This is a genomic window from Pseudomonas sp. NCHU5216, assembly GCF_052156495.1.
Taxonomy (GTDB): Bacteria; Pseudomonadota; Gammaproteobacteria; order Pseudomonadales; family Pseudomonadaceae; genus Aquipseudomonas.
Genome location: NZ_JBQLIX010000002.1, coordinates 33,479 through 46,807, shown reverse-complemented (window position 1 = coordinate 46,807; position 13,329 = coordinate 33,479). Strand labels below are relative to the sequence as shown.

At 58.2% G+C, this 13,329-nt stretch carries 17 protein-coding genes; 13 read left to right on the top strand and 4 right to left on the bottom strand.

The window, feature by feature from the left end:
• The first annotated feature begins 30 nt into the window (after positions 1-30).
• Complete coding sequence (locus ACSVIK_RS01710; RefSeq protein WP_442442641.1) at positions 31-1,080, top strand: hypothetical protein; 1,050 nt, start codon at positions 31-33, stop codon at positions 1,078-1,080.
• Between the two features lie 413 nt (positions 1,081-1,493).
• On the opposite strand, the gene ACSVIK_RS01705 is transcribed toward ACSVIK_RS01710, so the two are convergent.
• From ACSVIK_RS01705 to ACSVIK_RS01690, 4 genes are all read right to left on the bottom strand, one after another.
• The gene (locus tag ACSVIK_RS01705; RefSeq protein WP_442442640.1) at positions 1,494-2,261 is read right to left on the bottom strand and encodes an abortive infection family protein; all 768 of its coding nucleotides are present in this window, start codon (positions 2,259-2,261) and stop codon (positions 1,494-1,496) included.
• A 502-nt stretch (positions 2,262-2,763) separates the two neighbouring features.
• The gene (locus ACSVIK_RS01700) at positions 2,764-3,222 is read right to left on the bottom strand and encodes an RES family NAD+ phosphorylase (protein ID WP_442442639.1); all 459 of its coding nucleotides are present in this window, start codon (positions 3,220-3,222) and stop codon (positions 2,764-2,766) included.
• A complete protein-coding gene (parS, locus tag ACSVIK_RS01695) occupies positions 3,222-3,698 on the bottom strand; it encodes a type II RES/Xre toxin-antitoxin system antitoxin (protein WP_442442638.1) in 477 nt (158 codons plus the stop codon). The genes ACSVIK_RS01700 and parS overlap by 1 nt, the downstream gene beginning before the upstream one ends.
• Before the next feature lie 122 nt (positions 3,699-3,820).
• Positions 3,821-4,312 carry a hypothetical protein gene (locus ACSVIK_RS01690; protein WP_442442637.1) on the bottom strand — a complete coding sequence of 164 codons (492 nt, stop codon included), beginning with the start codon at positions 4,310-4,312 and terminating at the stop codon, positions 3,821-3,823.
• A 638-nt stretch (positions 4,313-4,950) separates the two neighbouring features.
• Here ACSVIK_RS01690 and ACSVIK_RS01685 point away from each other — a divergent pair.
• The 12 genes from ACSVIK_RS01685 to ACSVIK_RS01630 all read left to right on the top strand — a co-directional run bounded on the left by ACSVIK_RS01685 (position 4,951) and on the right by ACSVIK_RS01630 (position 13,234).
• A complete protein-coding gene (locus ACSVIK_RS01685; RefSeq protein ID WP_442442636.1) occupies positions 4,951-5,421 on the top strand; it encodes a DUF7688 family protein in 471 nt (156 codons plus the stop codon).
• 63 nt (positions 5,422-5,484) lie between these two features.
• On the top strand, positions 5,485-5,724 hold the full coding sequence (locus ACSVIK_RS01680; protein WP_442442635.1) for a hypothetical protein: 240 nt from the start codon (positions 5,485-5,487) through the stop codon (positions 5,722-5,724).
• A gap of 222 nt (positions 5,725-5,946) precedes the next feature.
• Positions 5,947-6,231: a hypothetical protein gene (locus ACSVIK_RS01675; RefSeq protein WP_442442634.1), complete on the top strand. Its 285-nt coding sequence runs from the start codon at positions 5,947-5,949 to the stop codon at positions 6,229-6,231.
• Positions 6,200-7,063 carry a GNAT family N-acetyltransferase gene (locus tag ACSVIK_RS01670; RefSeq protein WP_442442633.1) on the top strand — a complete coding sequence of 288 codons (864 nt, stop codon included), beginning with the start codon at positions 6,200-6,202 and terminating at the stop codon, positions 7,061-7,063. The genes ACSVIK_RS01675 and ACSVIK_RS01670 overlap by 32 nt, the downstream gene beginning before the upstream one ends.
• 204 nt (positions 7,064-7,267) lie before the next feature.
• On the top strand, positions 7,268-7,633 hold the full coding sequence (locus ACSVIK_RS01665) for a hypothetical protein (RefSeq protein WP_442442632.1): 366 nt from the start codon (positions 7,268-7,270) through the stop codon (positions 7,631-7,633).
• An 87-nt stretch (positions 7,634-7,720) separates the two neighbouring features.
• Positions 7,721-8,593, top strand: a complete 873-nt coding sequence (locus ACSVIK_RS01660; RefSeq protein ID WP_442442631.1) for a hypothetical protein — start codon at positions 7,721-7,723, stop codon at positions 8,591-8,593.
• Positions 8,594-9,838: a DUF5131 family protein gene (locus tag ACSVIK_RS01655; protein ID WP_442442630.1), complete on the top strand. Its 1,245-nt coding sequence runs from the start codon at positions 8,594-8,596 to the stop codon at positions 9,836-9,838.
• Positions 9,835-10,455 (top strand): hypothetical protein, encoded by a 621-nt coding sequence (locus ACSVIK_RS01650; protein WP_442442629.1) that lies wholly within the window; start codon positions 9,835-9,837, stop codon positions 10,453-10,455. The genes ACSVIK_RS01655 and ACSVIK_RS01650 overlap by 4 nt, the downstream gene beginning before the upstream one ends.
• A gap of 406 nt (positions 10,456-10,861) precedes the next feature.
• Complete coding sequence (locus ACSVIK_RS01645) at positions 10,862-11,137, top strand: hypothetical protein (RefSeq protein ID WP_442442628.1); 276 nt, start codon at positions 10,862-10,864, stop codon at positions 11,135-11,137.
• Positions 11,138-11,187: 50 nt separating this feature from the next.
• Complete coding sequence (locus ACSVIK_RS01640) at positions 11,188-11,688, top strand: hypothetical protein (RefSeq protein WP_442442627.1); 501 nt, start codon at positions 11,188-11,190, stop codon at positions 11,686-11,688.
• Positions 11,689-11,806: 118 nt separating this feature from the next.
• On the top strand, positions 11,807-12,502 hold the full coding sequence (locus tag ACSVIK_RS01635) for a hypothetical protein (protein WP_442442626.1): 696 nt from the start codon (positions 11,807-11,809) through the stop codon (positions 12,500-12,502).
• A gap of 39 nt (positions 12,503-12,541) precedes the next feature.
• A complete protein-coding gene (locus ACSVIK_RS01630) occupies positions 12,542-13,234 on the top strand; it encodes a hypothetical protein (protein WP_442442625.1) in 693 nt (230 codons plus the stop codon).
• Positions 13,235-13,329: the final 95 nt, after the last annotated feature.

Below are 13,329 nucleotides of genomic sequence, written 5' to 3'. Positions count from 1 at the left end.
CAGCACGTTATCCAATAAGGAGAGAGCTCAATGGGTGCAACTGTTTCCACCGGCAAACTGGCCGCAGCATTCCGCGACACAGATGGTGTCCCCTTCTATCTGTTGTTCGAGGAGACCTACGAAAAGAACGTGTTTCCCCATACACCACGCTGGAGCTGCTATGCGATGGGGAGACTCCAACATGTCATGGCCGCTGTCTTCCGCGCTGGCGCTGCCTGCGAAGGAGGCTCTCTCCAGGGCTCTGGTGGGCGGATCGTTACGTCGAGTGGCTATATCGCCGGCTGGTTGAAGGAACTGGCGAATCCGGTTGAATTCAGCGACATGTTGATCACGCTAGAGGTGAGCGACAGCTTCTATGCGACCGTACCGAGTGAGAAGCTAGAGCCTGCTGTGGCAGCGCTGGTTGGCATTGGTCGAAGTGATGTCGCCGATGCCCTGAGTGCGGGGGAGTCCATTGAACTATCCCTGCATGCCGAAGCTGACCTCTTTGCCGCACTGGGCAACGTTGTCGCGCCGTGGCGCTTAATCGGCTCTGGCAGAACCCCACTGCATCGCACTCGCCGCCAGGACCTCGGCTACGACCCTGCAAAGACCAAGGCTTTCGACCTGCCCTCCCCCAAGGTATTCAGAATTAGCGACCGCGACGATTCGTTGCTGATGCTGGGGGAGGATAAATGCTGGCGCTGCGTGGGGTGGCAATACTCGGTCATTTCCGAGTACGTCAGGGCATATGGGGAAGTCGAGTTGCGCGAACCAGTCACGTACCGTTCGCGTATCAAGGCCTTCCGCAACGCGCTAGCTTCAGCACCGGTGCTACCGGGTCAGCTGGCCCGCATCATCATAGATACCACTGTTGAGCTGCCTGGCTACCTAAAGAGCAGCATTGAGCGTGCGGCAGGAGCTTTTCCGCACACCATCACTGATGGAGTGTTTCAGCTGGAGGTCGATCTACCTCTGAGCGATGACCAGCTCTGGGTTGCTACCAACCTTCCCAAAGAGTGCACAACCTGGGAGTTCATGACGGCGAAGGCCACGCAAAAGCCTGCACCAGTCCAGCAGTTGAGCCTCTTGGCGGGCTGAAAGCTGGAATAGTGGATGGCGCCGACTAGCCCCGCCATCCACTCAAACTCGTCGCCGAGCTGGGAGTCCTTATCCTTCTTTGCGCTGGTCGGGAACAGCGCCCTGCTGCTTTCTGGCCCGCGCCGCTATATCCCTCTGAGTTGCCCCGTACTTCCCTGTAAAGGGGTCACGCGTGAGCCCTAGGCACTCATGAGCACGCCCAGCTAACCCGCTCTTCCCGGCGTAGTAGGCCCAAAGCCCATTGAGGAGAATGCCGCCCGTAATGAAGGCTACTGCCAAGACACGTGCCGCGCCGGTGTCACCGAAGGCAAATGGGACAATGCCGGCACCGACCATGCCAAACCCGAATGGCCAAAGCAGGAACACCGCAAACAGCAATCGTCTGGCCTTCATGTGACGGGCCCACCTGCAGCTCAGTTAGCCTTAATCCTAGCCTCAATAGCCTTGATGAACCGGATAGACGACGCAACGTGATTGAACACCAGCAAGGCCTCGTCGTAGTTCAGGATGGGATTGTCGTGGGCCAGGCTCTTGTTGTTCCTGACGTCATTGAATGCCTCGAGCACCGAGATTGAGGATCTGAGTATCCGGTCGGTCATGACGGACTCCAGGTGGCCACACTCGCGCAAGGCCTTCACATACTCACCGAAGACACTGTGCAGCGGCTTATCCCTGCTGACCGTGATTCCGTGCGGCTCACAGATAATCCGGACGAACTTGTTCACGAAGGTGTGAAGGCGATCGAGGCCACCTTCTGGCTGGTTCTTTTCGATGGCCTCGCGCACGTGCTCGGCCACTACTTCAAAGTCTCGCTCATCCGCTATAGCAGTCAGAGCATCCAGGTCAGCTACTGGGTTTCCAGCCATGAGCCGCTGTGCCGCCCTACGACAGTCATCAACAAGCTGTGGGCTGCTGTCACCCAAGGACTCCGTCTCGAGGCCGTAGGCGATCAGACCCTCAAGCACCTTGCCTACGACGTTGTTAGGAGCGATCGACCAGAAGACCCGCATTCGCTTCGCTTTGGACACGCCCCCAGTCAGGAACTGTTCCGCATTGATGTCTATCCGGTAATCCAGAAAGAACTCAGCAAACGTGCGATCCGAGAAATTAAGGACATAGCCCTCTCCCATGCGTAGCAGTTTCTCAAGCTTTCGCCGCTCGAAGGCGTCTATCTCGGCCATGATCAACCTCTGAATGCCTACAGACTCTTTCTGTACTCGGTCACCGCGGCGCTATAGCCGTCGTGGGGATAGCACGGCCAGTGCTCCGGCATACATGCCCCGGGACGTGGATCTTGTTCAGCGAACCGAGCATGCCACTCGTTACCCCGCTCAAAGACCCAACCGCGCAGACCTGTACCGTCGAATTGATCATGCGTGATGTCTACCAGGAAATCGCCAACTTCGTACCAGGCGTGTGTTTGTTCAGTGCCCAGCTGAGGATGTGATTCGCCGCAGACGTAGACGCCGGCGTAACCCAGCTCTTCCAGTAGGAGCCGCCCGAGTATCTCTGAGGCGGGCCCGCACGCACCTCTTGGATAGCCGTGAAATACCGAAGCATCGTCTCCCGACAGGCTCAAGAGTCCGCGGCGACAGGCTAAAGCAGCGCGCTCCAGCGCATCACGCTCAACAGTCATTTCTACCTCAGATGGTGGGATGGAAAGGCATCACCAGGCTCTGGCGGCTACTTGAACATCCGCGGGTCATACATGAAGTCGTACACATCAATGACCTGGATCTGTTTCACGGCAGGATGGCTTGGGTTGATCACCACATTGCGTTCCAGGGGCAGCACCGCTGAAGGCACGATCAACCCGAGGTGAGTGTTGGACTTCAACCAAGCCGAGCCAAATTCCATGCTAGGGCGATCGGCCGGCAGGTTGGCCCAGCCGGCCGGGAGCGACGAGCCACTCACTTCAAGGAAAAGCGACGGTTCGGAGGGCAACTCAAAGCAGGTGATCTTCAGCGGTACAATTGGCTCGCCATCGGCATGGACAAAGGTCTCCAGGCAACAGATGGCAGGTGTTAGCCCCATGTAAACGGCTGGGATGTCTTGATCATTCCAGCGCCCACCCTCAATGGCAGCCCCTCGGCCAGATAGGTCAGTGGCTCTGGAGGCCTTGGCAATGCGCCAAGCCAGCATCAAGCGACACCACCCCATTCCAGGGCATGGAGAACCCTCCGAACCTGCTTGGCTCCGATTTCCGTTTCGCACAGCATGATTGGCGCGACATCACCAAGCGCCTTGTTTGGTCTAGACATCCACTGCGCAGCACCATCGCGGCTTTCAAACACTTGTTCGGCCAGGTGAGATACCGCAGCGATCCTATCTAGTCGCTCTGACGCAACGGAGTCGAGGGGCTTCTTGTCGCGTATGCGACGCTCAAGCGTGGAAGACGACGCATTGAGAAGTGTGGTCAGGCCGGCCTCTTTGAGGCCGAAGACGATTCGAACGGCGACAATGAGACTCGACGACACGCCTACTTTGATCTGGCGTAGCCGTTCGGACTCTTCAATCTTGTCGCGGTCAGAGGTGAAATCCCAAAATGCGGCCACTTCCACACTTCGGGATTCATCCTTCTTCCGGGGTGACCGGCTTTCAGCTGCAGAGACGCTCATGGCTTACCTCAGTCATTTGACTGTTTTCTATCGTCAAATGAAGGATAAGCCTTCCTGCGGATAATGGGTACTGGCGGCAAGACGAATGACACGTTTATCGCCGCACTCGGAAGATCGTGGGGTTACTGCTTTTCGATGGTGAAGATGACTCGCGCATCTTTACTGACGCCGTCGACGAGCACGTTCGGCGCGTTCTCTTCGACTGCAATCTGAGAGCCGGCGGTGATAGCCCGTACATCCGGCAACTTCATATCCACGTCCCCAATGGGGATCTCGCGCATCTGCTCAAGACGGACATCTTCATAGTTGAAGTCGAGGAAGATGTCGCCGTTCATCTGCAGGTGCGGGGTAGCTCGAAAATCGAAGCCTACCTTCATCGGCATCAGTGTCTCCTTCGACTTGCCATCAGCCGTGGTGAGCACTTCCTTCGTGATGTCGATGTCTTTCGTTTCGGAATAGCGGAATTCCTCGCCATCTCGGACGACGGTGGTATAGGGGGCGAGGATCACGTCACCCTGAGTCACCTGGACGGTCACCTTGAAGGTGCTATCGCTAGCGGCCAGGGCGTGAGTGCTAAGCAACATCGCCGCCACAGTGAGGATCTGTTTCTTCATCGAGGGGTATCCTTTATGAGGGGGTTGTCTGCTGCGTTTTGGTTGGGCTAGCGCAGCGGATCGGTTGCACAGATTAACCGCAGGGCGGTAACCGGCAAGTAGAAACCCCTCCGTGATTTCCAAGAACAGCGCCTGCACCTCCGCGCGACCTCCCGGTGGATATGGGAGAATCCTTGGAGCGTTTGAACGCCTGCAACTCCAGTACAGGAACCAAGTGATGCCGCAACACCAACCAGTTATTGCCCAGAATGAGCCTGTCACCCTGGCTAGGTGCCCTGCATGTCGGGGCTCGGCGCTCTACAGCATCGCGCGCTACCTGGGAGAAAGCGATCGCCTTGAGCTGGAGCGGCTTGAGGCCGCCGGCTACGTGATTGAAGAATCTACGCTGTCGCGGGTTAGCGATGTAGATGATTGCCGTTGCCGGCCTCAAGATGTCGCCCAACATCGAAAGGCCCCCACACAACCCCAACGCACAGCCCCACAAAGCAACCGCCCGATCCTCTCGCTGAAACGCCCACGCACCTGAAGGCCGAAAGGGCTACACCCGCTAGCCAGCCGGCTGGTGGCACAGGTGAGGGTATTGACCATAGGCACGTACTCGGACAACCCGAGTTACTCCACCTATGAGGGCTATCTCTGTGAGCAGCAAATCCGACAACCAGACACACGCAATCGAATTGAACGGTGCGTTCCTCATCCGTGGTGATGAAAGCTCTATCAAAGTGATCTGGAAGAACCTCACTGGCGAGAACTTCAAGCAACCGCGGCCCTGGAACATCGATTACACCCATGACGCTTACCTGCGCATGGTTGAGCGCGAGTGGCTCGCTGACCTGTCCGCCGGCGGCGTGATCACTCTTCACCAGATTGAGGGGAACGCGGTGCTGGCAATTCACACGATCGGCACTTCTGGCATGGCCATGATCTGCCCCACCGGAAGCGCCCCTGAGCTGGCCGCTGATGGGTACAAGATGCTGCGGACTGTCGACGGTACCGATGCCAGCGTGCTAGCCGAGCATGCTGGCCAGGACGTTCGCCTGTTTCGTGGCTGGACAATCTTCGGTGAGAAAGACAAGTACGAGTTTGCTGTCATGGCGAAGGTGTCGTGAGCGAAGTCGATCTGAACTCCCTGGTTAACCCTACCCCCGACACGGACGCATTGGAGCCTCGATATGAGCAAGCCATACCCAACCCCACATGAACTGAAACTCCTCTATGCGGAGCGAGAAACCGCAGTGGCTTGCCTTGCTGCCAAAGGCAGCATCGGTGCAGCAGATCTGCAGGCGCTAGATCGACTGGGGCGCTGCAAGGTTGCGAATGAGCACTGGGGCCTCTGTGATGAAGCGGCCCGCCATTCGCTTCTCAATGACTCGCACCACTTCGTGCGCAGCTGCGCCAGCCTAGCCGCCTAATTACGTTCAGTCGAACGCGGCGAGCAATGACTGAGGCAGGTCTCGGGGCCTGCCGGTTACACCGAGATGCCCTAGCTATGCCCAAGGCCGCAAGGGACCATCAGGCATTGATGGCGACCGGGGATAGTGGCACAGCAGCACTGGCTTGAAGATGGGTTTGTGTTCGCGGCGCACAGCAGCCGCACTTCATCACTGCCCCTTGGAACCATGCCGGAGACTGACATGAGCATCGCCACCCTCGAGACCCGCTACGACGAAACCATCAACGCAATGGCAGCCCAGGGTCTCTGTGAGCCCGGCGAGATGCCATCCTTCCAAGACCTGATCCAGACCGTCAAAGACACTGTCGATGACGAGGCCCTGCAATTCAGCGACTTCGAGGCGTTCTTCGGTTGGTGGGATGTGACCACCGCATTCGACCAGATGGACGCCGAAGAAAGCGCTGAGCACCACAAGCCAGCCCTCGAGATCGTCTATGAGGCGCTTGTCCTGGAAGGCTTCTTCTGAGGCAAGCGGTCTGGCTTATTGCTGTGCTCAAGAGCAGGATTTGCTGGCACCCAATGAGCGGGACGATTCGATGATGGGCCGTATCATTACCCCCACTAACGGATCTCAAGGCTTTCCCATGTTTACGATCACTCACTACCGCACGCCGCCACGACAAGAGCTCATGCAGCAAGTCCTGAGTTTGGCCGCGCAAAACACCCCAGAGATGCACATGGTTCAGCCAGAACCAAGCAACCCCATGTACCCACTCATTGAGTTGAACATGGTGCTGGAGATTCATCTGTACATGGATCGAATGGGGCCAGATGACGTACGGAAGGCAGGGCTAATACTGGCAACTACTGGGCCCGCATCAGAGAACGTGGTTGGATTCCTACAGTACGTCAGCTCCACTGATATGGAGTCCGCCTGCGCGGTCACATACCTCGCCGTAGACGCGGCTCACCGTCGCCAAGGCATCGCTCGTACGCTAATTGGCGAACTGAACAAACTGCATCCACATGCGGCCCTAACTTGCACGGTTGAGAAGGTTCCCTACTACGAGGCATTAGGGTTTGAGCTCCTCGGCCCCAGGGGCACCCAGATAATCATGACCTCTGGCGGGTATCGAAACCAAGCTCGATGCACCCTGACTGACGCAAGTCAGTTCCTCAATCATCCGTTGGCACTCCGCCTTCAAAGCAATTTGCTCGCGGAACATGGGGAGGAGAGAATCCAGAGTGGTCAGCTTCAGCTGAGCGTAGGTGTATCAAGACTGGAGTCCGCGGCGACCAAGTACGCTGCAGCGCGCCTGGCCGGGATCAACCACATCGAAGCCAGCGGCGGTTTGTAAGTCCCGGCCCAGATTCCGCATGCAGAAACATCCGCTGCATGCTTGATCCAGCTGCCCGACTTCACTCTGCGGCCCTGGTGGCCGCTTTTCTAGCCCCTCTACTGCGCCCGCAAGGGTTGGGCTGGTAACCGTTTCCCGGCTGGTGGTGGCACAAACCGGTCCGGTTGATGATGGCCTCATTGAAAACCGTCATCAGGGCCAACTATGTCATATCAACCGCTGACCACCGCCCCCATTCGAGTTGGTGCAACCACGAATCTCATTGATCTAGGGGTCAAACCTGGTTGGTTTGTCCGTAAAGGCGCCTGTTCCATCTGGCAGGAGGTCAAGGATGTCTGGGATACCTGGTTGACCTGCGCAGCGCGCGACCCGAAACAGATCACAGACCACGGTCACGTTGGCAACGCCTTCTCGGCAATCGATGAAGTGTGCGAAGTGCCGCCGCTAAACAGCTCCTGGATCACGCTGAAACGACGCAAGTCTTTCTACGACAAGTTCCACCCGGAGTTGGACAAGATCACCCCTGGCGCATACATCCCACCGCACGCGCTCACACCAAGCTCCACCTGAACTTGCCGCGCCCTATATGCGCTAGTGGCTCCTCGACGGGCCGTTAGCATCAGTTCATAGCCTGACCGAACCATTGAAGGTACCTCCATGACTCAGAGCAACACAGCGCCAAACGCTGGCGCCCAACAATCCGCCTCCAACGGCATCGCACTGAACGGGCACCAGCTGCGCGAGGCCCTGACTTTGCTGGCGCCGGATAACACCACAGATCAGCTGGATGGTGACCTGGTGATCGAGCTGCACCACGCGGGCCAGGATTTCCCGGTAGCAGGGCTCTACGCCTATCACGCGGCTTGCCCTGAAGAGGGCGCGATCCTGCTGGAGGGTATTCCTGATGGGTGGGCTCCCTGCTCGCCCGCTCTGCTGGACGCCGGCGTTTGCTGCGCCACCGCCCCTCGCATCGCAGGCCAGCCGGGGTCAGGTGTCTCCCACTACCATCCACTCCCCCAGTCTGTGAACGAGCCTACCGATGCTCAGCTCTTCACATTCGGGTGCGAGTACGGGTTCCCAATGCCCATGCGGCAAATCAACCCGGTAGAAGGCCCTGTTTTCTGGACCTACGACTCAATGTCGGATGACAACTATCCAACTGCTCGTGAAGCAATAGTCGCCGAGTTCAAGAAAACTCAGGCACCTGTCACTCAAGGCACAGCTCCAGCTGTGCCGGCCGCGCCGGTGGCCAAGCCCGAGAGCGAGGACCTCCTCTTCATCGCACGTCAGACAGGACTGCGCGGCTTTATCCATGGCGTCAACGCCACGGACACCCGGGAGATGCTTGCCCGCTTCGTTGAGGCGCTGCCTGTTAGCAAAGAAGCGCAGTACCTCGAGCAGTTCTTCAACACAGCTCAACGGATTTCGGTCGAAGAATCGGGAAGCCCGGCATCTGCCATGGCCAAGCTCAGCGAAGCGATCGCCGTGACAACCACTCAGCGTATGCGTTGCCTGCAGGAGGGTGAGTAGATGGCAGGTAAGACCGATATCGAGTGGTCGGAGGCAAGTTGGAACCCACTGCGCGGGTGCAGCCGACTGACCCCCGGGTGCCAAACTTGCTATGCCGAGACAACGGCAGCAAGGATCATCTCGATGGACCGAGGCCGCGGCGTCCCCGAAGGCCTGGGCAGCTATGACGGACTGCTCGCCCGCGGTGGCCAATGGAACGGAACGATACGCGAGGCCACGAATGTCCTGGATCAGCCACTGCGCTGGACTACTGGCCGCCTGATCTTCGTCAACAGCATGTCAGACCTATTTCACGAGAACGTTAGCACCGAAACGCTGGATCGCATCTTCGCGGTGATGCTGGCGTGCGAGGCATTCGGCGATCGCAAGCACATCTTCCAGGTCCTGACCAAGCGCGCAGAGCGAATGCTCCAGTACCTCCAGAGCCGAAGCGACGTAGAGCATCTTCAGGCCTGGGCGAAAGCTGGTGACACCTTCATCAATGTTAAGGGCCGTGCTGACTCCTTCAGCCAGCTCGTGTTCGACCTGGCCGCGCGTGAGCGCAATGAAGACGGCTCGGCTTCGAGCGAAGGTCCGGCGATCCCTTGGGGCTATACCAAGAACTTGTACCCGCTCCCGAACCTCTGGCTTGGCGTTTCGGTCGAGAACCAGGCTTGCGCGGAGGCGCGGGTCCCCCTGCTGATGCGCTCACCTGCAGCGGTTCGCTGGATCAGCGCGGAACCTCTTCTTGGGTCGGTCGACCTTTCGGCCTGGCTGGAAATCGGTTCACTGGCTTCCGAACTGGGGCTTTCAAACCCTGGAATCGACTGGGTTGTTGTTGGTGGCGAGTCCGGCGACAAGGCGCGCCCAATGCACCCAGCTTGGGCCAGGGGACTTCGCGACCAATGCGCTGCTGCGACAGTCCCGTTCCTGTTCAAACAGTGGGGTCGCTGGTTCACCAAGGCCTACACGATGAGCGATCGCAAGGCGGTTTTCCGAGAGTTCACCTCTTACCAGCAGTGGATCAACAAGGCCCAAACCTGGGTCAATGGCGGCATCTGCCTTGATAAGCACGGGGTTGAACTGCGAAATGGTGCGGACATGGCGCGTGCGCGGGATGCGGATGGTTTCCCGGTGATCGTTATGCACAGCGTAGGTAAGCGCAACTCAGGCCGCGAGCTCGACGGGAAGCTGCACGACGAGTACCCACCCAACCACCTGCGCGGCGCCCCAGGCCTGGATGCCGACAAGGAGAACTGTGCATGAACACTCTGTCCAGCAATCAGGCCCGCAACCTTGAGCAGCGTGCTGAACTGGCGTTAGAGGCCGGTGAACCGATGTTGATTGATCCCTTGGAGTTGCTTGCTCTCCTCAGCGGACAACCTGGCGTTAATGCCTCTAGCGCCGGCCGGGCGCCTGCCAAACCAAAGACTGACAACGAGGCGGTTACGGAAACGGATTTGGTCAATCTATTGGGCAAATGTGTTGAGGCCGCGGGGGTTGGATACCTACTAGGCGAGGTCTACCCCGAGGAGATGGAGGTCTACGGCGAGCGCCTGCTTGAGTTCTGCCTGGAGGCCAAGAAAAAGCATCAATGGCCCACTGAGCGGACAACTGCGCGGCTAGGAGATATGAGCCCTCACGCATACCTCCGGATCGACCTCGATGCCGACAATGACGCCTGCCTCAGCATCTGGAATGGTAGCCATAGCGCTGATGTCGAGTTCTGCTGTCCAGGCGCCGGCGGCGGGCAATCTCGCTTCACCAGAGAAGCGCTCATCAACCTGATGCTGGCGATGGAGAAAGACAACGCTGAGCGACCGTCCCGGGACTGGATGAAACAGAGCAACCCAGGAAAACCCACATCAACTGAAGGTGGCTGACACGATGAACTTGGTTCGGGCTTTTTGCCTGGTCAGAATTTGAAGTGCCGTTACAGTGATGTTGTCCGTGGACGCATGCGGATAAGGCCCGTGACTGCAGTGCCCCCCGTACCGTTCCAGTACGGCGGAATCGGGAAATGCGTAAGCCAGACTCAGAGCGCTGTACCAGTCCTGCCCTGGCGGTAACAAGGCAGGCCAATACGTCCCAGGGCGTATTGGGCAGCGGTTGGGGTTGAGGAGCGATTGGGTGTCCTGCCTCTGCCTCGACTGCTGCCCAATGCGCCCGAACTGCATAGTTCAAGAACGACCTTTAGCCCGGCATTCGCCGGGCTTTTTTTTGAGTTTCATGGCTACTGACACATCTGTCCCAGCATGAAACTTGCGCTCAACAACCAGGAGCGCCCCCATGAAACGTTCTGCCCTACCCTTCAGTATCAGCAGCTTCGCCGAGCTCCCCCCGCTTGGCCGAAGTCTAAAGATCCGCTCCGCGGTTCATTCCGTGGCGGCGAAGCTCGCTCGTGATGCCGGTTACTGCACCGAGCCTTACCTGACCTTTCCTGAGCGGGCTCCTGGCGTCAGTGAGCGCCTTTCAGCCGTTGTGAACAACGACGCCGCGATCACCGAGATGGTCATGGTGCATAACAGCCTGTGTTGTAGCACCACCCGCCCCCATCTGGCCTGAAGGCCATCAAGCAGCTAGAGTCCGGCCAGCAGGCCCAGCCGAGGTTAGAAATGCGGAAATCCGAGATCCAGAAAAGCAAGTTTTTCACCGACAACAAGAACGGTCTGCGCGAGGTCCTGGACGTTGGCCCGCAATACACGCTCCCTGACCGTTCTGAGGATGATGATTGTCTGCTGTATCGAGTGCGCTGTGCTCGGGTTGCCGCTGAAGTTGGCAGCGAGAAGTCGTCCACACGTATGAGCTTCGCCGCATGGGCCAAGGAAGAAGTACCTGCAGATGAGGTTCAAGCCTTCATCCAGCACCAGCGGGCCATGCAGATCGCCTCCAAGCTCTCCGAGACGCAGCGTCTCTTCCTCGAGACTTTTGACCGCGACCTGGACGAGGGGTCTTCTATTGAGTGCGCTCGTGATGAATTTCGCGTAGCCAAGGCCTGCCGAGAGAAAGGTCTGATCAATGAGATGCCGGACAAGCTCACCACCGAGTGCCGGCACTTCGATGTGAAACTCTCCCAGCTCGGTATCAGTGTCATCGAAGCAGTTCACACCCGCTGAATGCATCTCCTCAGGCGGCGTCTTGGCGGGGATTCATAGAACTTGGTTAGCCGGGTTTGGCTTGCTGGAGCCTGGCTAGACGGTACCGTGGAATCCCCACTTCGACATTGGAGTCGCCATGCTCAACCGACTGAAAGCACAGGCCCATTTGGCCATCATTCCCGTCACAACCAGCCTGCTCGTGAGCTTTACGCTTGGGATCAGTAGCACGATCACCATGCTGCTGATGGCCATCCTGACATCGGCCGGCTTCTACTATGTGCGCTTCAAGCATCTCGACCGCCTACAGGCCAAAGCGAGCGCAGCCGAATCCGGCACTCTGGAAGTATGGGCAAGCACTGGAAAGATCGGCTCCATCACCGAGGCCGAGTATTCTGCGTTGGAGATGGGCATGGGCAACGACGCCCCGCTGTTCTTCCGACAAATAGCCAACGTCATCGGCGTGCTCTGGCGCCTCTCCTACAACCTGGTGCTGGCTTTGCCAGCTGCGGTGTTCTGGCTCGTTCTGGTCTTCGGCATGATGGAGCCGGAAGCTATCGCACAAGCAGCCCGCAGTCTCACCACCATGACCGCGGCCGATGTGAGCAACGTGATGAACGTGGTTATCACCCTGTTCCTGACAATGCCGCTCATGATGTTCGGCATCTCTGCCGTAATCGGATGGCCACTTGGCTCGTTCGGCTTCATCAACTTCTACTCGCAGGAACGCAACAGTTTGCTGCTGAAACACTGTGGCGCTTCGGCAGTTGTTGACGCCCATATCCGCGTGCCAGCTGAAGTTGCCGTCACGCCAACAAATGGCGTCGAGGGCTAATCGCCCGAGCATTGATCCACACAACCACAGGACCAACTCATGCTTTACCTGATTCTCTGCCTGGCACTGATGGTGCTGGCTACCTTTAGCCAGTTCTCATACATGACCCGGGCTGCTCAGTTCGCGAATGAACCCTGGACCAAATGGCGGCTTCCCTTGGAGCCGCTGCTGCTCGGCGTAATCAGCTTGCTGTTCATGGCTCCGGTACTAAGCATGATCTTGGAGATCGATGCCCCCACTTCTTTCGACATACCCACTGGCCGCACCTCCGTCTATCTACTGGGGCTCGGTGCAGTGGTGTGCACTGGGTACGCAAGCTACTGCTGGCAACGAGCAGCTTCCGCTGAGGGGCGTCTGTTCTGGCCGACAGGAAAAGTAGTCGTGCTGTCGTGTGCAGCGGTGGTTGGCATGGTCTCGGCATTCCAGCATCTCTCGTTCTTCTCGAACGACAAGGCCGGCTGGGCCGACGTAAGAGTCCTCAAGGAGATTGGTGACATCCAGGATATGCAGGCCTGTGTTTCCCCGGTTGCGCTGGTGCAGTTCGAGGACGCAGCGCCTTTTGGGTACCGCTGCCCAGAGAGCGTGATGTTCAACTCTTTCGCCAGCGAGCCATTCGTTCCCTGGCCTGACTACGTGGATGGTGAAAGCGAAGCCCTCGGCAACGCCATCATCCAGATCCAAGGTGATTCCCGTCGTGAGACCGCTTCGACCCTGAGCGATTCATCTCAATAAGTGTTCGCAGGCCCAGTGCCTGCAGCACTTACGCATTTGCGCCTAGAGGCCACAGAGCCGCCCCTGCTGGTACTCTTCACTCCGAACCTGGTGTG